At 44.9% G+C, this 22,162-nt stretch carries 18 protein-coding genes; 4 read left to right on the forward strand and 14 right to left on the reverse strand.

The genetic code is table 11. The features are described 5' to 3' along the window. Nucleotides 1-37 precede the first annotated feature (37 nt). From MKZ12_RS26070 to MKZ12_RS26085, 4 genes are all read right to left on the reverse strand, one after another. A complete protein-coding gene (locus MKZ12_RS26070) occupies nt 38-1,750 on the reverse strand; it encodes a spore germination protein (protein WP_339237939.1) in 1,713 nt (570 codons plus the stop codon). A 215-nt stretch (nt 1,751-1,965) separates the two neighbouring features. Continuing rightward, a complete protein-coding gene (locus MKZ12_RS26075; protein WP_339257540.1) occupies nt 1,966-2,886 on the reverse strand; it encodes a PAS domain-containing methyl-accepting chemotaxis protein in 921 nt (306 codons plus the stop codon). 369 nt (nt 2,887-3,255) lie between these two features. Further along, the gene (locus tag MKZ12_RS26080) at nt 3,256-3,783 is read right to left on the reverse strand and encodes a VOC family protein (protein WP_339257542.1); all 528 of its coding nucleotides are present in this window, start codon (nt 3,781-3,783) and stop codon (nt 3,256-3,258) included. Between the two features lie 307 nt (nt 3,784-4,090). After that, nucleotides 4,091-4,534, reverse strand: a complete 444-nt coding sequence (locus tag MKZ12_RS26085) for a VOC family protein (RefSeq protein ID WP_339257543.1) — start codon at nt 4,532-4,534, stop codon at nt 4,091-4,093. Nucleotides 4,535-4,621: 87 nt separating this feature from the next. On the opposite strand from MKZ12_RS26085, the gene MKZ12_RS26090 reads away from it, so the two are divergent. Further along, a complete protein-coding gene (locus MKZ12_RS26090) occupies nt 4,622-5,653 on the forward strand; it encodes a YafY family protein (RefSeq protein WP_339257545.1) in 1,032 nt (343 codons plus the stop codon). A 38-nt stretch (nt 5,654-5,691) separates the two neighbouring features. Here MKZ12_RS26090 and MKZ12_RS26095 read toward each other — a convergent pair whose 3' ends face one another. Continuing rightward, nucleotides 5,692-6,876: an MFS transporter gene (locus MKZ12_RS26095; RefSeq protein ID WP_339257546.1), complete on the reverse strand. Its 1,185-nt coding sequence runs from the start codon at nt 6,874-6,876 to the stop codon at nt 5,692-5,694. A 185-nt stretch (nt 6,877-7,061) separates the two neighbouring features. On the opposite strand from MKZ12_RS26095, the gene MKZ12_RS26100 reads away from it, so the two are divergent. Next, complete coding sequence (locus MKZ12_RS26100) at nt 7,062-7,925, forward strand: LysR family transcriptional regulator (protein WP_339257548.1); 864 nt, start codon at nt 7,062-7,064, stop codon at nt 7,923-7,925. 25 nt (nt 7,926-7,950) lie between these two features. After that, entirely contained in the window at nt 7,951-8,625 is a 675-nt protein-coding gene (locus MKZ12_RS26105; RefSeq protein WP_339257550.1) for a VOC family protein, read from the forward strand. A gap of 43 nt (nt 8,626-8,668) precedes the next feature. On the opposite strand, the gene MKZ12_RS26110 is transcribed toward MKZ12_RS26105, so the two are convergent. After that, entirely contained in the window at nt 8,669-9,034 is a 366-nt protein-coding gene (locus MKZ12_RS26110; RefSeq protein ID WP_339257551.1) for a MerR family transcriptional regulator, read from the reverse strand. A 129-nt stretch (nt 9,035-9,163) separates the two neighbouring features. Between MKZ12_RS26110 and MKZ12_RS26115 the strand changes: the two genes are divergently transcribed. Next, nucleotides 9,164-9,814 carry a nitroreductase family protein gene (locus MKZ12_RS26115; RefSeq protein ID WP_339237960.1) on the forward strand — a complete coding sequence of 217 codons (651 nt, stop codon included), beginning with the start codon at nt 9,164-9,166 and terminating at the stop codon, nt 9,812-9,814. 202 nt (nt 9,815-10,016) lie between these two features. Here MKZ12_RS26115 and MKZ12_RS26120 read toward each other — a convergent pair whose 3' ends face one another. The 8 genes from MKZ12_RS26120 to ppc form a co-directional block, all read right to left on the reverse strand. Beyond that, complete coding sequence (locus MKZ12_RS26120; protein ID WP_339261527.1) at nt 10,017-10,529, reverse strand: cysteine hydrolase family protein; 513 nt, start codon at nt 10,527-10,529, stop codon at nt 10,017-10,019. A 165-nt stretch (nt 10,530-10,694) separates the two neighbouring features. After that, nucleotides 10,695-12,527 (reverse strand): glutamine--fructose-6-phosphate transaminase (isomerizing), encoded by a 1,833-nt coding sequence (gene glmS / locus MKZ12_RS26125; RefSeq protein ID WP_339257552.1) that lies wholly within the window; start codon nt 12,525-12,527, stop codon nt 10,695-10,697. Nucleotides 12,528-13,407: 880 nt separating this feature from the next. Further along, nucleotides 13,408-14,748, reverse strand: a complete 1,341-nt coding sequence (gene glmM, locus MKZ12_RS26130) for a phosphoglucosamine mutase (RefSeq protein ID WP_339237964.1) — start codon at nt 14,746-14,748, stop codon at nt 13,408-13,410. 72 nt (nt 14,749-14,820) lie between these two features. Further along, nucleotides 14,821-16,314, reverse strand: a complete 1,494-nt coding sequence (locus tag MKZ12_RS26135) for a CdaR family protein (protein ID WP_339257554.1) — start codon at nt 16,312-16,314, stop codon at nt 14,821-14,823. After that, nucleotides 16,307-17,143 (reverse strand): diadenylate cyclase CdaA, encoded by an 837-nt coding sequence (gene cdaA, locus MKZ12_RS26140; protein WP_017692119.1) that lies wholly within the window; start codon nt 17,141-17,143, stop codon nt 16,307-16,309. The genes MKZ12_RS26135 and cdaA overlap by 8 nt, the downstream gene beginning before the upstream one ends. A gap of 314 nt (nt 17,144-17,457) precedes the next feature. Further along, nucleotides 17,458-18,072 carry a zf-HC2 domain-containing protein gene (locus MKZ12_RS26145; RefSeq protein ID WP_339237968.1) on the reverse strand — a complete coding sequence of 205 codons (615 nt, stop codon included), beginning with the start codon at nt 18,070-18,072 and terminating at the stop codon, nt 17,458-17,460. 136 nt (nt 18,073-18,208) lie between these two features. Beyond that, complete coding sequence (sigW, locus tag MKZ12_RS26150) at nt 18,209-18,775, reverse strand: RNA polymerase sigma factor SigW (RefSeq protein WP_264933311.1); 567 nt, start codon at nt 18,773-18,775, stop codon at nt 18,209-18,211. A gap of 260 nt (nt 18,776-19,035) precedes the next feature. Then, a complete protein-coding gene (ppc, locus tag MKZ12_RS26155; RefSeq protein WP_339237973.1) occupies nt 19,036-21,828 on the reverse strand; it encodes a phosphoenolpyruvate carboxylase in 2,793 nt (930 codons plus the stop codon). Between the last annotated feature and the right edge of the window lie 334 nt (nt 21,829-22,162).

The following is a 22,162-nucleotide window of genomic DNA, read 5'->3' on the forward strand; positions in this document are numbered from 1 at the left end:
AGTTCACCTCCAGAGCTTCTGTAGATGGAAAATTTGATTACTTTTTACGATCCTCATCGAGCGGATTTGTCATTTTGGGACGCATTCTCATCATGTTCAACGGAGCACGAATAACGAAATCCTTCCATTCATTGATGTGATAAGGGACGGCCGGAGCTACGTAAGGTACGCCAAAGCTTGAGAGCCGTGCCAGATGCGTGCACACAAGCAGGAAGAACATAACCACGCCATACAAACCAAGAACTGCGGCACTAAACATTGCGGCAAATCTCAGAATTCGCAGAGTTAGCCCTGCACTATAGACAGGAATGGTAAAGGAAGAGATCGCCGTAACCGCAACGACAATAACCAGGAATTGGCTTATGATTCCTGCTTGTACTGCTGCTTGTCCAATAATCAGACCTCCCACGATACCCATCGCTGGCGCAATCGGTTTAGGCAGCCGTATCCCTGCCTCTCTCAGAATTTCAATGGAAATTTCCATGATCAGTACTTCGATGATCGAAGGAAACGGTACCCCTGTCCGCGTTTCAATAATCGTCAGAACCAGCTTGGTCGGGATAAGACCAGGGTGGAACGAAATAAACGAAATATAGAGTGCAGGAGCGAGCAATGCCAGCATCGCAGCTACAAAACGCAGCATACGTAAAAAGGTTCCTGGAATCCAACGTTCATAATAATCTTCGGGAGATTGAAGCAACATGCTAAAGGTCACGGGTACAACGAGTACAAATGGCGTTCCATCCAACAAAATAGCTACCCGACCTTCCAGCAAAGCACCCATTACCCGGTCAGGCCTTTCCGTATTTAGTACCTGTTGAAAAGGACTCAGGGTACTGTCTTCGATGAGTTGCTCCACATAGCCTGATTCCAGCATCGAATCCATATCCATCTCTTCGATTCGCTTACAGACTTCAGTAACGAGATTGGGATCGGCAATATCCTGAATATAAGCTATCGCCAATTCTTTTTTGATCCGTGAACCCACTTCAAACTTTTGAATAAAGAGACTCTGATCACTTCCGTAACGACGTAAAATGCCTGTGTTATCGCTTAATTGCTCTGTAAAACCAATCCGGGGTCCACGAATCAATCCCTCTGACAGCGGTTCATTCACACCTCGACTTTTGATCTTGTGGCCTCCAATTAATAAAGCACCTGGCAACCCATCAACCAACAGTGCATTTTTTCCGAAAAGCACGCCAATTGAGAGCTCTTGGAGAGACGAAGTCTCCTCAACCAGGCTGACAGGAAGTAATTGATCCTTCAGGTATGCCGACAACAGATGTGCGTTGTCTGGATGAAGAAACCCCTCCTGCTTAAGTAGGGGAACGCCCTCTAACATTAAAGGGGAAATCAAGTGATCATCTACCAAGTCCTGATCTACCAGACCTTCGGTGTAGATGACCGCAGCCCGTGTATTCGTTCCCCTAATCGTAAATTCCCGAATATGCACATCTGCATTTTGTCCGAAGCTTTCTTTCACGCTAATCAGATTGGTACTATACTTCTCCGTTAACTTAATATTGGCATAATGGCCTGTCTCGGTTCCTTGACCCTGTCCTTTGGCTGCTGGAGAGATATCCTTCGAGGATATCGAGGGTTTCTTAGAACGAGAGAAGCTTCCGCGCTTAATGGCGGCATTGATCCAGCGCGTAGTCATGGTAATGCCAATTGGAATAATGAAAACCAGGAATGCCTGAATCCATATGGGCCCTTCTGGCACGTAGGATAGAATTGTTGACCACATGTTCCCACCCCAACATTTCTCTGCATGCGAAGCTGCAGGTATTCCCAAGTATTGTGTCCCCGTTTGATCACAATAATTCCCGTTTTTTTGCGGACCCTCTAACCTAAAATGCGTTAAGGACAAACCCGTAATCTCATTGTGTGGGTAGTAATCTACCCAAAGACAAAAAACGGCTCCTCTGTGAGGAACCGCTAACAATAAATAATATTATATTCTTATACGATTCTGGTTACATGCTCTGCCTTGGCATCTAACAAGTGAGCCGATGCAGCGATTGCCATGAAGTCATTCAAAGCAATTTCAATCTGCTGCTGGCTCCGCTCGACGTATTCCTCTACTTTTTTGGTGCCACCTGTAATATTACCAATTTCCTTGGTTATTCCAGTCACACTATCACGGATCTCATTGATCGAACTCTCTACCATTGCGGATAGTTTCTTGACTTCCTTCGCCACAATATCGAATCCTCGTCCGTATTCCCCAGCATGTGCAGCCTCAATGGCGGCATTTAATGCAAGCAACTGTGTCTGTGATGAAATCTCGCGTATGGTTCGCACCACGCCCTGAATCGATCCCGCTTGTTCCTGAAGATGAGTCAGTGTCGCACGGTTAGTGGCCGACACCTCTGAGATATAGGAAATACTGGACATTAATTCCTGGCTCCGTTCAATGCCTACATCTGCCTGCCCATTCAGCTCATGTGACATCGTTTTCAGCTCATTCACTACGACTGAGATGTTATTCTGACGGTTGGTGATGTTAGTGGCGATTTTGGAGACACCCAGTATCTTCTGATTCATCTCATCGTACACCGGCATATATGTCGCTTCAAGCCATACGGAATTCCCCTTTGCATCCTTGCGTTCAACCTTATCTTGGTAGCTGACACCATTTAATATACTATTCCAAAAAGCGTCATATTCCGGGGTATTTGCAAAATTGCCGAAGCATAGTTGCTGATGCTTCATTCCATACATTTCATCTACCGTATATCCCATGGTCTGGGCAAAAACTTCATTCACATAAGTTACCCGTCGATTCAGATCGAATCGAATAATAGCCAGACTTTTCTCCATCGCCTTGATGACTAGTGCATCGGTGACAACATCTTTCTTTTCCATAGCTAATATAGGCACTTGATAACCCCCACAGTTCATTCCATAATAGATAGCCTTTAACTAAGCAAAACAACAATCACAACAACATATGTATCCATCAGGTTCTAATGACTCTACTATTGATACCCAATTTGCAGCATTTTGGATCACCTGTTGTCATTTATTTTTTTATAAGAGAAACTGCTGCACTATATCCGCTGACAACCACTTATTCCATCCGTAAAATGTCTCTGTATCTACTTTTACGTATCGTAACATAAAGCAAAGCAGCATACACTTCTGTATTTCTAACATTTTTTCTGTTTTTTAGTAACCGCCTGGCCGTTATATACGAGGAAAACAGGACGATTCATCGCGCATCGCCCTGTTTCTTAATTATTCTCATCTTTATACTTTTTTTTGTGGTGTCCAGCGCTTCGCTTCACTGTGATGTGGATACTGTATACCTGCTGGGTAGGAGATCAGCTCAATCAGCATCCCCCATGGCGCTCTTCCATACACAAACTCATTCCCTTCCCCGCCTTCAATATGCCCGGACAGCGCTCCAGGCTCTGTTAACAACACTCCTCCTGCTGCCTTGAAGCGTCGTGCAGCTTCCGGCATATCATCCACATACAACGCCATATGCTGTAATCCGTAATCCGATGCTCTGACTGTCTCTGATTGTACTGTATTTGCGTACTGAAATAACTCCATACTGGCGCTCTCCCCGAGCGATAACATTCGAATATGAATAACCTTTGCCCCTGAATGAAGTCCTAATTTACGCTCTGTCTCAGGCCCTTCCTGTGGCGGATCATCCGGCGTTATATGGTCATAGGCAAGTTGGGCTCCAAAAGCCTCTTGTAAAAATAGGGTCGCCTGCTCCATGTCCGGTACAGTTATTCCAATATGGTCGATACCTCTCGTAATCATGTTATCCCTTCTTTCCTTTGTGTCGCTATAATCATTACCCATTCCCCTACATGCGCCATCAAGGTCGACATCCCCAGGTGTGAAAAAATGACTAGCTCAAGCGGTAACGCTCAGCACATAAATGAACGATAGTGATCTGATAAATGATATGCAGTAACGTTTTGGACTTGCGGGACCTTCTGGCTACTCCAACGACCTTTTATAGAAAAGCCAAAGAAGAGCGCATGTTATTCATGGCTCTTCTTTGTAATGTTTTTAAGTTAGTTATAGTTACGTACCAATTGAGCCCCAAGGGTTCTCATCTCATCTAAAAATCATGTACCGTCACACATAGCTGAATCGCAATGCCAAACGGGTCCCGTACAATGCCATAACCTGGGCTAAATTCATTTTGCTCATAAGGTACCAGTACCTTCACGCCCTCATGTTGCATCAGAGAATGATACAGTTGATCGATCGTATGTTTATCCTTGGATTGAATACATAGTGATGTGCTGTTCCCCAGCTGCCATGCTCTCTCCGTGTCCATTGCTTCTTCCGCAATCATGACTTTGTTAACCCCAATCTCAAGTACCGAATGTGTAATATACTCATCTTGACCAGCAGGGTACTCGAAGCCCGGGTTCATCTCCTTCATCTCTTGATAACTTTTTTTGAATATGACTTTAGCGCCCAGAAACTCCTCATAAAAAGCAATGGCTGCCGCCGCATCCCCGTTCATCGACAAAAATGGTACCACTTCAAAGTTCATGTTATTGCCTCCTTGTTCCTATTGAATTACACTTATCACTATAACAACGAAAGGTGCCATACCATGGCACCATTAAGAGGGTTAGATATGAAAAAATCAGAACGCATGAACCAGATGCTGCGCTATATTAATCAAAAACAACAGTTCACCCTGCAAGATCTTATGCAGGAGTTTCAGATTTCCAAACGAACCGCGATTAGAGATATCGCTTCATTGGAAGAGTTGGGTGCGCCCATCTATGTCGAATATGGACGCTACGGCGGATATCGACTGCTGCAACAGATGCAGCTGCCTCCCATTTCGTTCAATACGGGTGAGCTTCATGCCCTTTATTTTGCGATGCAGGCTCTCCGAAGCTTCTCCAGCTTACCCTTTGAGGTCTCTTTCCGTACCATTCATGAGAAATTTATGAGTGCGTTATCCGACAAGCAACGACAAAATATTGAGAATATCCAACACCGGGTTTCCTTCCGACATACGGAGCAGATCCGAGATAGTGCACATTTGGAGTTTCTGTTGATGGCTGCTGTGCAGAATATAGTGATCCAGGTTACTTACGCTAATCAGCGGATATCCCCTGATCATAGGCCATCCCCTGCGAATCTTGCAGAGTCTGAACAATCAGATCCATCATCCCGCACGTCCAACACCAGTATTCGCACCATCCAACCCATAGCACTCTATGCGAGGAAAGGCTACTGGTATTGCCAGGCTTATGATCTGCAAAAAGAAGCGTACCGGGTGTTCCGTTGTGACCGGATCATATCAGCCGAAGTGTCCGACATTGAACCTTTGGCTCACGTGATTGAGCTTCATGCACAGGATACCCATTTGTTATGGGAACCATCACCAGATGCTATTCCATTTCAATGTCGGATTGACGAAGCCGGGGTTGAACTTTTCCGGCAAGAACATTTTCCCTCCATGCAGATCATACACGTCAACGAATCGGGCAGTGAACAGGCACACATGCTTCTTGCAGGTTCGTATGAGCCTCATGAACTTAATTTCATAGTGAGATACCTCGCAGGATTCGGTAAATCCATTCGAATTATGGAACCCGACACGTTAAAGGAATCATTGCGACAGTATTATATGGACTTGTTAGATCATGTATAAAGACTATATTTTCTATACACATTTTCTTCACATGACTTTTAGCTCCGCTTCTGGCCAACAACTTCCGTGCTCTTCTTATTGCCAACAGCTATTTGCACGATGATCTGCAGTACAATGATGATAGCCAAACCATAGAATGCTTGCACTAAGCTGCCTGTCAGGTCGTGAAGCCAACCAATTGCCAGCGGCCCAAGTGCGCCAAGAATATAACCACCAGATTGCGTCATGGCAGACCAGCTGCTGGCTTCCTGAGCATTGCTTGTCTCATCAATCGGCAGCATCAGTGCAATCGGGAATAACCCACCTGCACCAATCCCAAGCGGGATCGCCGCGAGCCACGGACTGACAGAGAGATTCAGCATCAGGACCCCTATCAATTCCAGCAACGCACATCCAACAAGCCAGAACACACGTCTTTGGTATCGGTGTACAAGCATGGGAATGAATAACGTTGAGGGCAGTGATATTAACGTAAATAACGTTTGGACGTTGCCAGCAGTCTCTTGGCTATATCCCAGACCCTGAATCGCTGCTGCAAGCCAAGCGGTTAATGAATAGAAGATCGCTGCCATCAGTCCGAAGAATAAGGTCAGCACCCATGCACGCTTGTTCTTCATTGGTAGTGGCGCATGAATGACAGACGGAGTTTGTCCGGATTGTCGATCTTTACGCGCAGACCAGGCTAACTTTAACCAGATCGGCAATGCAATGACTGCAAGTAATGTCCATGTGGCCAAAGACCCTCTCCAAGATCCACCCAGCATATGCTGGAGCGGAACGGATAATCCTACACTAATGCTGGCCCCCATCACCATCGCAGTAGAGTAGATGCCGACCATGGCCGCTACTCGGTTAGGAAAATACTGCTTAATGAAGCTGGACAACAGCGGCCCTGCCAATGCAATCCCTACACCGGATAAAAAAGAAGTAAACATCAGCAACGGAGTTGCACCCACGAACAATCGTAATCCTGTACCTATTCCAATAAAAATTAAAGCCAGTACAATAGCACCCTCGGTCCCCCACCTTCGACTTAGTCTTACGGAGAACGGAGCGAATATGCCCATACATAATACCGGTAGTGTTGTTAACAGACTGGCCGTCATGCCACTCAAACCCAGATCATTCTGTATGGTACTCATCAGAGGAGATATGGAGGTAATGGATGGTCTTAAGTTTAGTGAAGCCAGAATCAGTGCCAATACAATATAAAGTAGTTTCATTATGAATCACCTCATGGTAGTAATATCTTTGCCCTTATCCAAGATCCAAATCATTAATGACATGATCTTCGAGTGGTATAGGATTAAGTATAGAATCATTAGAATGATTGAACAATACTATTATTTCTATTAAAATGATTACTAAAACCAATGATACGAGGTGATTCCCCATCGAAATTCGTCAGATGGAAAACTTTATTACCGTGTGCGAGGAGCTTCACTTTACTCGGGCGGCTGAGAAACTTGGTATATCTCAACCTACGTTGAGTCAACAAATACGTGGGTTGGAGGATGAACTTGGTGTTCCTTTGTTTGACCGTGTCGGCAAAAAAATTGTGATGACCCAGGCAGGTACCCTATTTCTGGAGCACTGTGTACAGATGATTCGGCATTTACAGAATACCCAGGATGCGCTAGCAGAATTCCGCAATGATCAGCGGGGACGATTGGTTATCGGTGTTCTTCCATCCGATTTGGATTACCGTATCACTCCATTGCTCGTTGATTTTCATGCCCGGTTCCCCAAGGTGCAATTGAAGGTTATTTCTTCGATCTATGTCGTGAATCAAGTGTTGGAGAATGAAGTCGACATCGGTATAGAGATCACATCTGCCCCTGATGATCGGCTTGTACGCATTCCTTTGTGCAGTGAAGAATACGTACTTGTCGTTTCCGAGAATCATGATTGGGCTGACCGCAGCACGATTAAAATTCAGGAGTTACGTGATATTCAAACGGTGATGTTCCCCGAAGGATTTACCGGCAGGGAATTAGTCGATGACTATTGTCGTAAATATGGTTTTAGCCTTAATACCATCATGGAGACCAGTTCGGCAACCTCCATCATTAGTCTGGTCAAAGCCAACGTTGGAGGAACACTGCTGCCTTATCCTCTGATCCAAGCCATGAATGAACCCACGCTAAGATGCATTCGAATTACAGATGATCCACCATACCGACACTTTGAGATCATCCATCGGTCCGACCGTTACCTGACGCAATCGGCTAAGGCATTTATTGAGAAAACGATCGAGTATTTCAATCAATGATGAGTTTAGAAGGAGAGGTATTGAATTGAAAATAAGAGAAGTTAGTTTGTTGACACATCAGATCGAGGCCATGAGAGAGTTTTACGGTAGACTACTGGAGTTGGAGCTTGTGGAGGATGATACAACATTCGTTTCATTCCGTGCAGGAGACTCGGTCCTTGCATTCAAGAAGGCACCGGAGGAAGAGAATCCATACTATCATATAGCGTTTACGATTCCAACGAATACACTCGCTGATGCAAAAAAGTGGGCCCAAAACCGTAACATTCCGTTGCTTTCCAAGGATGGACAAGATCAATTTTATTTCCCCTACTGGGATGCAACAGCCTTCTATTTCTATGACCCAAGCGGCAACTTGATGGAATTCATCGCTCACCACTCACTCGATAATGCAGTCGATGAAGCTTTCGAAGCGAAGCATCTGATATGTATTAGTGAAATCGGTCTGCCTGTGGATGATGTTCCTGAGACGATGAGCACATTGAATGAGCATTATCACCTTGATCCCTTTGCGGGAGATGGAAAGAAATTCTCCCCCACAGGTAATGCAGAAGGCATGTTTATTGTGATTGATAAAAAGATGCCCTGGTTCCCAGACGGGCGGATGCCCGGTGTATTTGCCACTGAGGTGAAGGTGGAAGCTGGCAAGCCCGGTAATCTACATTTACAAAAGGGTCGGTACTCTATTGTTTCAATATGATGTAAAAATATACTGACTGAGAAGCTCAAGAGGTACGTCCCGCTCAGTACTTACCAAATCCATCCTCACACGTGATATCCGATTTAAGAAGCTCGTACAGAGTTTGTTTGGAATTCTCTAATTTTTTTTGCACCTCTTCAATTTCTGATATTCTCGCTTGGATGATGCTTGCCTGATCTTTACTTGAAAACCCATTTTTAGAGATCATCGATTGGATCTCATGAATCGTAAAGCCTACAGCCACACATTGTTTCACCACAGCCAGATGCTGAATAATGCTCTGCGCATATTTCCGATAGTTATTTTGATCTCTAAGCACATGTTCATCCGTGATAATTCCTATTTTCTCATAGTACCGAATCGTGGAAATCGGAAGGTTTACACTGTTCGCTACTTCACTAATCTTCATCTAAATCGCCCCGTTTCTTCTTCTTGCTATAAAGTATACTTCATAGTTTACAATCCTCATAGTGAGACGGATGCAGATATAACCACCGATATCCTAATCTCACCAATATAGATATGAGGAGAGATCGATATGAATACAATTACCGGCCAATTCAACAAAACCAATGATTTTGATACCATCGTCTTGGAGCGCCATTCCGTTAAAGCTTACGACCCTGAAGTGAAAATCAGCCGCGAGGAGATGACCGAAATATTGGCGAAAGCTTCACGTGCCCCCTCGGCGATTAACATGCAACCGTGGCGTTTTCTTGTCATCGACAGTGCTGAAGGCAAAGAAAAGCTTGCACCACTGGCCTCTTTTAACCAGACACAGGCACTAACGTCTTCCGCTGTCATTGCCGTATTTTACGACGCTAACAATGTTGAGTACATGGAGGAGATTTTCAGCAAATCGGTGGAACTTGGATATATGCCACAAGACATCATGGATATGCAGATGCAGCAGGTACAACCTTATTATGCAAACATAACTCCAGCCGAACTGCGTGATATGAACCTCATTGACTCAGGCCTCATATCCATGCAACTCATGCTCGTTGCCCGTGCTCATGGCTATGATACGAATCCTATGGCCGGTTATGATAAAGCCCAGATTGCTGAGGCCTTCGGCCTGGATAAAGAGCGTTTCCAGCCCGTGATGTTGATTTCCATAGGTAAAGCAGCCAAAGATGGCTATCCTTCCTATCGTCTTCCGGTTGAAACGATTACGAGTTGGGCGTAACCCATAGCTTTAAACATTCCTTCTTATCTAGACCACTGTTAATATAGAAAACGCGTACTTGTATTTAAATAAAAAAGAGGTCCTATGACCATATTTAATGTCATTAGGACCTCTTCTATATGCCTTCAATTTTATGTTAGTGATACAGAGATTTGGTCTTATTTAGAGATTTTATGTGGCGAGTTTTGTACGATCCGTTGTTCTACGATCCACCATCTATCCATTTCAAGAATCTATGGTTCCATATGTTTTCATAAAAAGAAATCGTTTCTTTTCCAGACATCCATGGATTATCCAAAGTGGAAGTGCCATTCTGTATCATATAGTTGTCGTATCCCAATCCATGAGCATATTTTATTGTAGCATCCATACAGTATTCTGTTTGGGCGCCACAGAACTCGATACGACTTACAGCTAATTGGTCCAACAGACTTTTCAGATTTGTTTCGTAGAACGAATTCGCATGCATTTTCTGCACAAAAAAATCTTGCTCTTGAACATCAAGATCGGCATGTATCGCCCATGGTTCTTCTCCTGGCACTAATGCTTCATCACAGTGTTGAACAAATATAATCGGTTTATGTATTTCTCTATACAATGCAATTCTTCTATTCACTCTATTCAGTAAGTTATTCAAATCATACAAATGATTTCCATCATAACAAACGCCATTTTGTAGATCGACCACGATCAACACATCCGCACATGTCTCCATCATTTTAACCTCTCTTCGTTTGCAATATGTTCATTCAACTTAGATCTATTGATGATGAAAATTCCTATAATCAGTATACTGAATAACAAAAAAAGATGATATGACCAGGTCATATCATCTTTTTAAATACCTATTTACTTTTAAAAAATAAATTCAGAATCAACCTTACTCAACCGTTACGCTTTTCGCCAGGTTACGTGGTTTATCCACATCGTGACCCAGTGCCAGGGAAGCGTAGTATGCCAGCAATTGCAGCGCAACTACAGACAGAGCCGGGCTCAAGAGTGGCAGCGTCTTAGGAATCGCAAACGCTTGGTCTACGGATTTCAGCAATGGTGCTACGTGCTCTTCGTACGTAATCGCCAGTACATCCGCGCCACGTGCTTTCACTTCTTTGATATTGCTCACTGTTTTCTCAAGTACGTTCTCCTGCGTTGCCAGGGCAATAACAGGGATACCGTCTTCGATCAATGCAAGCGTACCGTGTTTCAACTCACCTGCAGCATAAGCTTCGGAGTGAATGTAAGAGATCTCTTTCAGTTTCAACGATCCTTCTTGAGCTACTGCATAGTCAAGACCACGGCCGATGAAGAAGAGATGTTCATGTTTGGAGATTTGCTCTGCATATCCTTTGATTGCTTCCGCTTGTTCCAACATGGATTCCACTTGCTCAGGCAATGCTTGCATCGCTGCCAGCGTGTGTGCAATTTCTCCTGCAGTTTGAGTACCACGAACTTGTGCAAGGTACAGACCAAGCAAGTTGAACGCGATCAACTGTGAAGTATACGCTTTGGTAGAAGCTACAGCAATTTCAGGACCTGCCAATGTTGCGATAACATCATCTGCATCACGTGCAATGGAGCTGCCCACGACGTTTGTGATTGCAAGTACATGTGCGCCATTGGATTGTGCTTCACGCAATGCAGCAAGCGTATCGGCAGTTTCACCAGATTGGCTCACTACGATTACGAGTGTATCTTTGTGCACGATTGGGGAACGGTAACGGTACTCGGAAGCCACATCTGTTTCAACCGGAATACGCACCAATTGCTCAATCACTGTACGTCCAACCAGACCTGCATGGTACGCTGTACCACATGCAATGATTTGAACGTTACGGATATTTTTAATTTGTTCTTCAGTCATTTTCAACTCAGGAAGTTGAACTTTTTTGCCTTCATTATCGATGCGACCCAACATTGTATCACGATATGCTTTTGGTTGCTCATGAATTTCTTTCAGCATGAAGTGCTCGAATCCGCCTTTTTCTGCGGTTACAGCATCCCAATCGACACGAATCATTTCCCGAGAAATAAAGTTGCCTTCAATCGTCATCAATTCGACAGCATCATGTGTCAATACAGCCATTTCACCATCATTAAGAATGTACACGTTACGTGTATGTTCCAGAATTGCCGGGATGTCGGAACCAATGAAGTTCTCGCCTTCACCAATACCGATAATCAATGGACTTGCTTGACGCACAGCTACGAGTTTCTCAGGCTCATGCTCAGTCAACACACCCAGTGCAAATGCGCCACGCAACAACGTGATCACTTTTTGTACTGTTTTAACGATATCACCATTGTATTCACGTGCGATCAGGTGAGAGATAACCTCAGTATCTGTCTCGGAAGTGAACGTATGACCTTGAGCCATCAATTCGTCCTTCAGATCCAGGTAGTTCTCAATAATACCGTTATGCACAACAGAGAACTTCTGACTTCCATCTGTGTGTGGATGAGAGTTCTCATCCGATGGTTTACCATGAGTAGCCCAACGTGTGTGTCCGATTCCGGCATTACCTACCAGTGGTGCACCATCCAGCTTGGCTTCAAGGTTCGCAAGGCGACCCAGAGCTTTCGTGATTTGCAGACCTTCTGGTGTGAATACCGCAATACCTGCAGAATCATAACCACGATACTCGAGTTTCTTCAATCCTTCGACCAATACCGATTGAGTGTTCTTATTACCAATATATCCAACAATACCGCACATAGTTTATTTCCTCCGTTTGTATATGAATACTGTGTCACGAAGAGAAACAGGCAGAGGCGGCATATCGGAAAAATGAGTGATTGCCTAGCGTTTCTTGAATACTTGGTACTTATTCAATTATCAATGATCAGAGCGACCTCGTGTCGCCCCGCTGTCATCATAAGCTGTTATGAACGCAATCATGAATGTACATCATTTTCCCGTCCGCGTACTGTTTACGCTCTTCACGCACATTCATTTGAATTTTAGTATGACTCTTGCACCTGCACCGGCGCGTTGTGTGGACAGTCACCTATCCATTTTCCGCAATCCGGTTTACGGCTCTGGTGCTTCACCGGGAGGTCCCCGCCGAACAATCCGAACACCTCCACCTCGTCAGCTTGATTGCCGTTGATGTTAATCAGCCGTTCTTCAACCTAGAAGAAATCCTGATCAACATCTTCCCGCGCAACTCCAAGCTCTGGCGCTTGTGTAACTGTAACCTTACGTTCCTCACTTTCTGTGTCTGAATGACGACTCCACTCATTATATGCACGTCAGGTCCATTTTGCAATGGAGCAAAGTACCTGTGACAATTTCAGCATATTTACCCACAATCCCGACCGGATAATCGGACCTATGGTCTCATCAGGCCGGGACGCAGGAATATTCATGAATAGAGGAAATTCAAAAAGTCCGCTTTTGATTACGAATCATGCCTAATGGCATTATCAGCATCGAATATGAAATTCAGCCGAAATAAGCAGGAGGCTTACGAAGTATGTTTCCTTTGGAAACATTGTGGTTGCTCACGTAGTTTGCCTACGCTCCGCTACTCCATTTCTATCTTCATTCCATCTTCTTGGTACTGAAAACCAGACTTTTTGAACACGTACCAATCCTATACCAGTTCTTTTTGAACTACATCTGCGATTTGAGACACAAATTGTTCAAGTTCGTCTTTGTCTGGTCCTTCTGCCATAACACGGATCAGAGATTCTGTCCCAGAAGCACGAACGAGCACACGCCCATTATCGCCAAGTTGTTGTTCTACTGTAGCAATAGCTTGCTCAATTGCAGAATTGCCCTCATATTTGCTCTTATCTTCAACACGCACATTCACCAATACTTGTGGGTACTGGGTCATTAGCGCTTTGAGCTCACTCAGTTTTTTACCGGAAGCCTTGAGCGTATCCACGAGTTGAATCGCAGTCAGCATGCCATCTCCCGTTGTATTGTAATCCAGGAAAATAACATGGCCAGATTGCTCTCCGCCCAGGTTGTAACCGCCGCGACGCATTTCCTCCATCACATAACGGTCACCTACTGCAGTTTTAGCTGTTTTCAGTGCAAGTTTCTCTGTTGCTTTGTAGAATCCGATGTTACTCATAACCGTTGATACAACGGTGCTGTCCTTCAACTTGCCTGCACGATTCATGGCATCACCACAGATACACAGAATGAAGTCTCCATCCACCTCAGCGCCAGTCTCATCAATAGCAATCAGACGATCTGCATCCCCGTCAAAAGCAAGACCCAGATCCGCTTTATGTTTGAGCACTTCCTGTTTCAGGTTCTCTGGATGCGTTGAGCCACATTGCTCATTAATATTCAGGCCGTTTGGCTCAGCGCCAATGGCAATGACTTCTGCACCAAGTTCACTGAATAATTTCGGTGCCAGCTCATAAGCTGCTCCGTTCGCACAGTCCAAAACAATTTTAAGACCAGAGAACGACTCATTAACCGTCGTTTTCAGGAAGTCGAGGTAACGATAACGGGATTCCTCATCCATCGTTACTGTACCTAGACCGCCACCCACTGGTCGTGGCAATTGATCTGTCTCCGCATCCATCAGCTCTTCAATCCGGTTCTCTGTCTCATCGGACAGCTTGAAGCCATCTCCCCCAAAGAACTTGATACCGTTATCCTCTACAGGATTGTGGGAAGCCGAGATCATCACACCTGCGTCAGCTTTCAGCAAACGTGCAATATATGCTACTCCCGGAGTGGATACAACGCCCAGACGAATTACATCAGCGCCAATGGACAACAGACCTGCAACCAGTGCGGATTCCAACATCAATCCCGAGATACGAGTATCCATGCCAATAACCACTTTTGGTCTTTCCACACCACCTGCAAGCACGTAACCACCACAACGTCCAATGCTGTAAGCAAGCTCTGCCGTTAACTCTTTATTGGCAACTCCTCTTACACCGTCTGTACCAAAATATTTCCCCATGATTTAACTCCTTCTATTCGCATCATATACGAGCACTAATATTATTTTTTGAGAATTTTAAAATTAGAACGTTTACGGATTCGTGCCACTTTTACTGCCAGTACCGCTGTTATTATTATTTAAATTACCTCGACTGTTTGTGTTCCCCTGTTGGCCCTGATCCTGAGTATCCGTATTCGATTCCGTTTCTTCTTCATCAGGAACAGGCTCAGTTCCCCCATTTTCGACCTCGGCTGGTGAAGGATCAGGTGCTACCGTTCCCTCGTCAGTCGGCTCTTCGCTAGGAGTAGTCGTTGTGTCTTCAGCCTTTTCGCTAATTTTGACCGTTGCACTCAGAGCATTGGACGATTCATCCAGTTTGGCAAAACGGGGCAGTTCGGCTTCAAGCTTGATCTCATGCGTTCCAACCGCAAGTCCAGCAAGATCACCTGTCAACTTGATATCCTCACTACTCAGACCCTCAAGCATGCTTGGTGAGCCTGTGAGTGTAAGGTTCAGACCGCCGCTTCGAGGCGTAACCAGCGTCCCTTCCAGTCCATTTCCCGCACCGGTAAGTGTGATGGGGACGTTCGGAAAGACTTTCGTTGTCTCCTCTGCCTCGTCAAATGGTGATATGGTTACCTTGAGCTGAATCGAACTAGGCTCGATTTTCTCAAAACCGGAAGGCGGCGTCAAGTCCACGTTAACTGTCGATGTACCCGACTGATCAAACTGGGTAAGATCAAGGGTTACTTGGTCGTAGGACTGTATACCCGCAAGCGCATCCTCAGATCCATAAACCGAGACTTCTTTCACGCTAGGCTCTACTGTGGAGAGAACCAGGCCTTCTGGTAGCTGTCCCGAATATTTGATTCTTAAGGGTATAGATGTATAGGGCTGACTGACCGGAACTCGGACTTCAACCGTTTGAGGCGTTATAATCGCGTTTTCAAGGACCTTACCTTCAGCATCGTATGCTTGAAGCTTCACTTTTTTCTGTATGACATCTTCCTTGGCATCTTTTACGCTCAGACTGCCCTGGACCTTCGCTACTGCCTCGAGTTGTCCTTCCGGCAGAGTTACCTTGACCGGCGTCGAAGGTTCAATCACGGGCGCTCCAGCGCTGTATCCGGCGGATGGTTCCCCTTCGGGTACAATATTCACATTGAAGGATTTGGTGCCCAATTTTTCTACATTTACGGTAACCATGGAAGGCTCCATACTGACTACTTCCACCCCGGATGGCAAATCAGGTACAAGCGGCAGTGTATTCGACCCATCTTTCACTTGGCTCAGATCCACCAGTACCTTGTAATCATCATTGGTAAAAATCGATGTGAGCATCGAACGCTGTCCTTTAATCTCCAACCGGACCTCATCCGTACTTAATGAAGTAAGCACATAGCTGTTGCTGTCTAATCCATAAGGTTGAACAGGCACCGTACGTTCCACAACCTTATTGGTTGTGCCTGTTGTAATCGTAGGGGTGGTTGGTACTTCATCCAGATGAATCATGAACCAGAGCAGCAGACTCACCGCAAGCGCAAGTATTTTGGCGAAGTTATTATTGTTAAACCACTTATCCATTGTTACGTCCTCCCTTCCGTTTCCAGAAGGTTGTCCAACCATTCTTTTTCAGATTGGATGTAGGGCGCAACTCCTCATACAGTTTGGCAATCAGTGATTCTTCCTTAATATCACGAACGACCTGCCCGTTCATCGCCAGTGATACTTGTCCGGTCTCCTCGGAGACAACCAAACAGATCGCATCTGCAACTTCGGTGATCCCGATGGCTGCACGATGGCGTGTCCCCAATTCTTTACTGATAAACGGATTCTCTGATAATGGCAAATAACAAGCTGCCGCCGAAATCTGTTTCCCTTGTATAATGACGGCTCCATCATGGAGCGGTGTATTTGGAATAAAGATGTTAATCATCAGCTCCGAGCTGACCAGAGAGTGCATCTTAATACCCGATTCTGTGTAATCGTTCAGACCCGTTTCACGTTCAAATACGACCAATGCGCCGATTTTACGCCGTGACAGATAATTAACAGACTTAATAATCTCACCAATTAACACCGTTAACTCTTCATCACTCGCTGCCGCTGAACGACCAAATAGCTTACCGCGTCCCAATTGCTCCAGACCACGACGCAGTTCCGGCTGAAAGATAATGAACACCGCAACGACACCAAACGTAAACATTTGGTTCATTAACCATTTGAGCGTATACAGGTTTAGCCACGTACTTAATGCCCAGATCAGCACAAGGAACAGAATTCCTTTCAGGAGCTGAACAGCACGTGTACCCCGCACAAGCAAAATCAGTTTGTACATAATATAGGTAACGATCAATATATCGATAACGTCCTTAATGGACTCTGTCCACGTTAAGTCAGCAAAATAATTCATAAGCCAGCCCCCGCTATCCCCATTGATGAGTAAACCCTGATCTCATATTAACCCATTAGGATTTTATATAATCCTTTGTCTACGCATTTTTGCATCATTCGATATATACAAAATGCTTATCTATATGTAGTAGTATGTTCTCTTTAGTATCTAGGTTATAACGTTAACGTTCAGGTTGCAAGTTACGGCAGTCTCAAACTGCACATAAACATCACATTTACCATGAATTACAAAGTTTACGTATAAAAAAAGAGTACCCCATGCAATCTGGAGGTACCCTGCTTGGTATATACCATTGAAGATTTTACCCTGTTCTAGCGATAAGCCACTTCATTTACCATATTGGTTATTTTGTACCAGACCCAGTCCAGCGCTTGATCAATACTTTTCACCTGACCCGAAATATGCGCCGTTGAAGCCTGAAACAGTTGTCCGTCGATAACCGTCAGATTGCCGTTCACATCACCATATACTTGTGCGGTTCCATTTTCTATCGTAAGATCGCCAGCAATTGACTTACCTTCAGGAACAATAACCGTGTTACCTTGAATCACGATCTGGTCCAGATTATTTCCCTTAACAACCATTTCGTTATTCTGATTCCAGAAATTCAAGGCGCTAAAGAGCATCACGACCAAAAAGAAGGCTGCCGCCGTCAGCGCGGGATGTCCTTTGACCCATTTGAGCCATATTTGCTGTCTCTTGGGCTGGGGCAGAGCATTCATAATTCGATTGGTCAGCTCATCAGAGGCAGACGGTGAATAGTGTTTCATGGCAAAGAGTAGCATTTCCGTCTGTTCCAACTCTTTAAAGCGCATGCGACAATCCGGACAGATCACCAGGTGACTTTTTAATTCAACCTTCTGGGCCGGGGACAACGACTCATCCAAACATTCATGCATTAAAGAGACGGCCGAGTTGCAATCCATATGAGAGCCAATCCTTTCTTAAATCACTTAGTCCATGAGCCATTAAAAAGCACGCATAAGACTTGCATACATTACATACGCATCCGTTTCGGATATGTTTCAAATAATTTTGCCCATATTTCAAGGCGTATAACATTTATAACTTGTATTCCAATTTTTTACGTAGAAAATCACGGCCCCGATGAACGCGTGTCTTGATCGTTGTTACGGGCATACCTGTCACGTCACTGATTTCCTGTAACGACAAGTCCTGTAAATACCTTAGAATCATAACGGACTTATACTTGGCTGGCAAACTGTCAATGGCTTCACGAATGAGCGTTTGCGTCTCTGACAGCAGTGCCTCACTCTCTGGTGTACGATCATCACTCGGAAGCATCGCATAACCATCCGATCCTTCCTGATCATTCAGTTCAGCATCCAAAGAGTATGAAGGTTTCTTTCTGCGCAGTCGGTCAATACACAGATTGGTCGCGATCCGGTAGATCCAGGTTGAAAACTTCTGGTTCGGATCATACTTCTCCATATTGCGAAACACACGCAAAAACGTCTCCTGCACAACGTCCTCAGCTTCATGACGATTGTTCAGCATCCGATATGCCAAATGAAACAGCTTGTCCTTATATAGTTCAACGATTTCTGCGAAGGCTCTCTGGTCGCCTTTAAGCACCAGTCTCACAAGCCTATTCTCCAAATTGTCCACCCTTATTCCCCCAGACATGCTGATGGGTCTTCCGTCTTCTGATACCCGTCCACACTTGTAATTCACCAATCAAATCGTAAATCAACTTTGGTCAAAAATCAAGACTGTATGACAAATATCCGCCAAAAACAGTAAAAACGGGAACTCCTGCAGGAGTCCCGTTTCATCTCTCACTCCGTGGAGTAGAGAATGGAGCTATTATTTAACAACGTAATGGGTACTTTGTTACATATAATTTTTCAGATGCAGCAGTTGAATCCTCAACCTGTATTACGCAGCCCTGCAGCGATGCCATTGATGGTCAGCAACACTTCTCTCAGCAGTTCCGTATCGTCCTCACCACGTTCACGCATATCTCTGAGCTCACTCAGAAGCTGGACCTGCATGTAGGACAACGGATCAACATAAGGGTTACGAAGACGAATGGATTCTTGAATAACTGGTACATCATCCAGAATTTCAGCTTCTCCGGTAATTTTCAGAATAAGCTCTTTTGTAAGCTTGAATTCAGATTCGATTTGTCCATATATGCGATCCCGTGCTTCCTTGTTGGAAGTCATGGCTGAGTACTCTTTGGCAATTACCAGATCTGCCTTCGCTACAGCCATCTGAACCGTATCAATCAGCGTGCGGAAGAATGGGAAGCTTGCATACATTTCTTTTAGGACAACCAGATTTTCCTCTTTATCCTGATAGAAACTTTGTAGCCCTGTTCCTGCCGCATACCATGCTGGAAGCAGATAACGACTTTGCGTCCAAGCAAATACCCAAGGGATTGCTCTCAGATCTTCGAACTTGTCGCTACCTTTCCGTTTGGACGGACGCGAACCAATATTCAGTTCACCCACCTCTGGAAGCGGTGTGGATTCCTTGAAGAAGGTAAAGAAGTCCGGATCACGGAAAATCAAATCCTGATATTTCGTCAAAGATACTTGTGAAATCTCTTTGATGATGCTGTCCCAATGACGCTCGGATTCTGATTCTTGCGGCTCAAGACCATTCAGTGCTGCTGTAATCAGTGCAGAAGTTGCCTGCTCCAGACTACGGTATGCAATTCCCTGAAGGGAGTAACGAGAAGAAATAACCTCTCCCTGCTCTGTAATCTTGATGCCTCCACCAATGGTATGTGGTGGTTGAGCAAGAATACTGCGATTGAGTGGCATGCCGCCACGTCCAAGAGCTCCGCCACGTCCATGGAAGAACTTCAACTTAACGCCGTGTTCATTACCTACAGCCGTGATCGCATTCATTGCTACACGCAGTTCCCAGTTGGCTGTAACCACTCCGCCATCCTTGTTACTGTCGGAATAACCTAGCATGATTTCATGTAGTTCATTCCGTCCTTTTACGCTTGCACGGTATACAGGAAGGTTAAATAGCTTCTGCATAATGTCCGAAGCCGCATGAAGGTCATCAATCGTTTCAAACAGCGGTACCGCTTGAAGTGTAGATACAACCTCACCATTGTTTCCTTTGGTGAATAAGCCTACTTCCTTGGCAAATACCATAACCTCCAGCAAGTCACTTGCGCCCTGTGTCATACTGATCAGGTAACTTGTGATACAGCCGGTCCCAAATTCGTTCTGGGCACGCTTAATGGTACGAAAAACATCCAGACACTCTTTGGTTCCCTCCGTGTATTGGTGATAAGGAGAAGTAAGCGGACGCGGATCATCCAGCAAACGAGCAAGCAGATCGATTTTACCGTCTTCAGTCAGACGCGCATAATCTTCTACAATGTTCATTTTCGCCAAAATCTCCGACATCGCATTTTCATGTTCCTGACTGTGCTGACGCACATCCAATGCTGCGGTATGGAAACCAAACAACTCAACTTGACGAATCATTTTGCGAATAGTTGTATCCGCTACGTAATCGGCAAAATGATGGCGCAGACTTCGATCAATAATCATCAGATCATCAATCAAATCCTGAGCGCTATGATAACGGTCAGCCTGACCTAATTTGTTCTCATCCAATACATTGTTCAACTTGGCAATCATATAGGCCAATTTGATGCGATATGGCTCTTTTTCATTCCGCCACATATCCACTTTTTTCAACGTTACACAACTACGGTCCTGCTCAATCGACTGCACCAGCTCATCCGATACGTGGATGATGTTCGTGCTGAAGCTGAGATGGCCCATAAGTTCAATCATAATCCGTTGGTATTCACGCAAAGCGAGCTTGCGCTGCATCAACAACGTCTGCCATGTTACATCTGAAGTTACCGAAGGATTTCCATCCCGGTCTCCACCGATCCAGGAACCGAACCGCAAATACGTCGGCACATGCCAGTCATGGTCAGGGTAAAATTTGTTCAGGCAGCGTTCCAGCTCCTGATATACATCCGGAAGTACGTGGAACAACGTTTCATGAAAGTAGTACATCCCGTTCCGCACTTCATCGAGTACAGTCGGTTTGCGGTCGCGAAGTTCATCTGTCTGCCAGAGTGTAATAACCTCATTCAGCAGTTTCTCACGCAACTGTTCACGTTCACGCAACGTCAGCGTAGGATTATCAAGTAGCATGACATCTTCGGATATCCGTTTGTGGATGTCCAGAATAACCCGGCGCATGGCTTCGGTTGGGTGAGCTGTCATCACGAGTTCCAGCGACAAATCGTCGAGAATCTCTTCCACCTCTGTATGAGACAATCCACGTTCCTTAAGATCCTGTACTGCTTTCTCAATCGATCCTGGCTGCACAGCGTCCCCTGCAGAACGTTCATAATCCCGTTTACGCCGGATCCGATGGTTTTGTTCAGCAATATTAACTAATTGAAAATAAATAGCGAATGCCCGAATAACCTGATGACGATTGTCCGAGTCTAATTCCTGGATCATCGTTTTGAACTCTGCATAGAGTTCTGGCAGAAATTCTGCACGCAACGATTTGCTCGTTTCCCGAATCTTCTCAACGATATCTAGAAGCTCCGTGCCGCCTTGATGGACAAGAACTTCTCCGAGTATATTGCCCAGGAACCGCACGTCTCGCCGAAGCAGGTTGTTGGATTGGCTTTTGCTGGCGGTTACCATAGTTTCAGTCATGCTTATCCTCCCATCTGATCGTTCCATTCGTACACGCAAATTTGACACCTTCATAACATCATACAATAAAATGGTACGAAAATCTTCATTTTTCTACTAGAAAAAATGGGGATTATCCCCGATTTACAGCACAAAAACACGCTTTTTTATTCATTTTCTTGTTCTGCTTCAATTAATGGTCATATGCTGTCGCATGATACCTTTTTCACATACTTTAGATAAACCTAAGGTCTCATACCTATACCTAAAAACTCATAAATATACAATTAATCTAGATATGAGTAACCGTACATGTTTATAAGGTAAAACCGCATAATTTCATTATTCGTAACCA

Source organism: Paenibacillus sp. FSL R5-0713, assembly GCF_037973325.1.
GTDB lineage: Bacteria > Bacillota > Bacilli > Paenibacillales > Paenibacillaceae > Paenibacillus.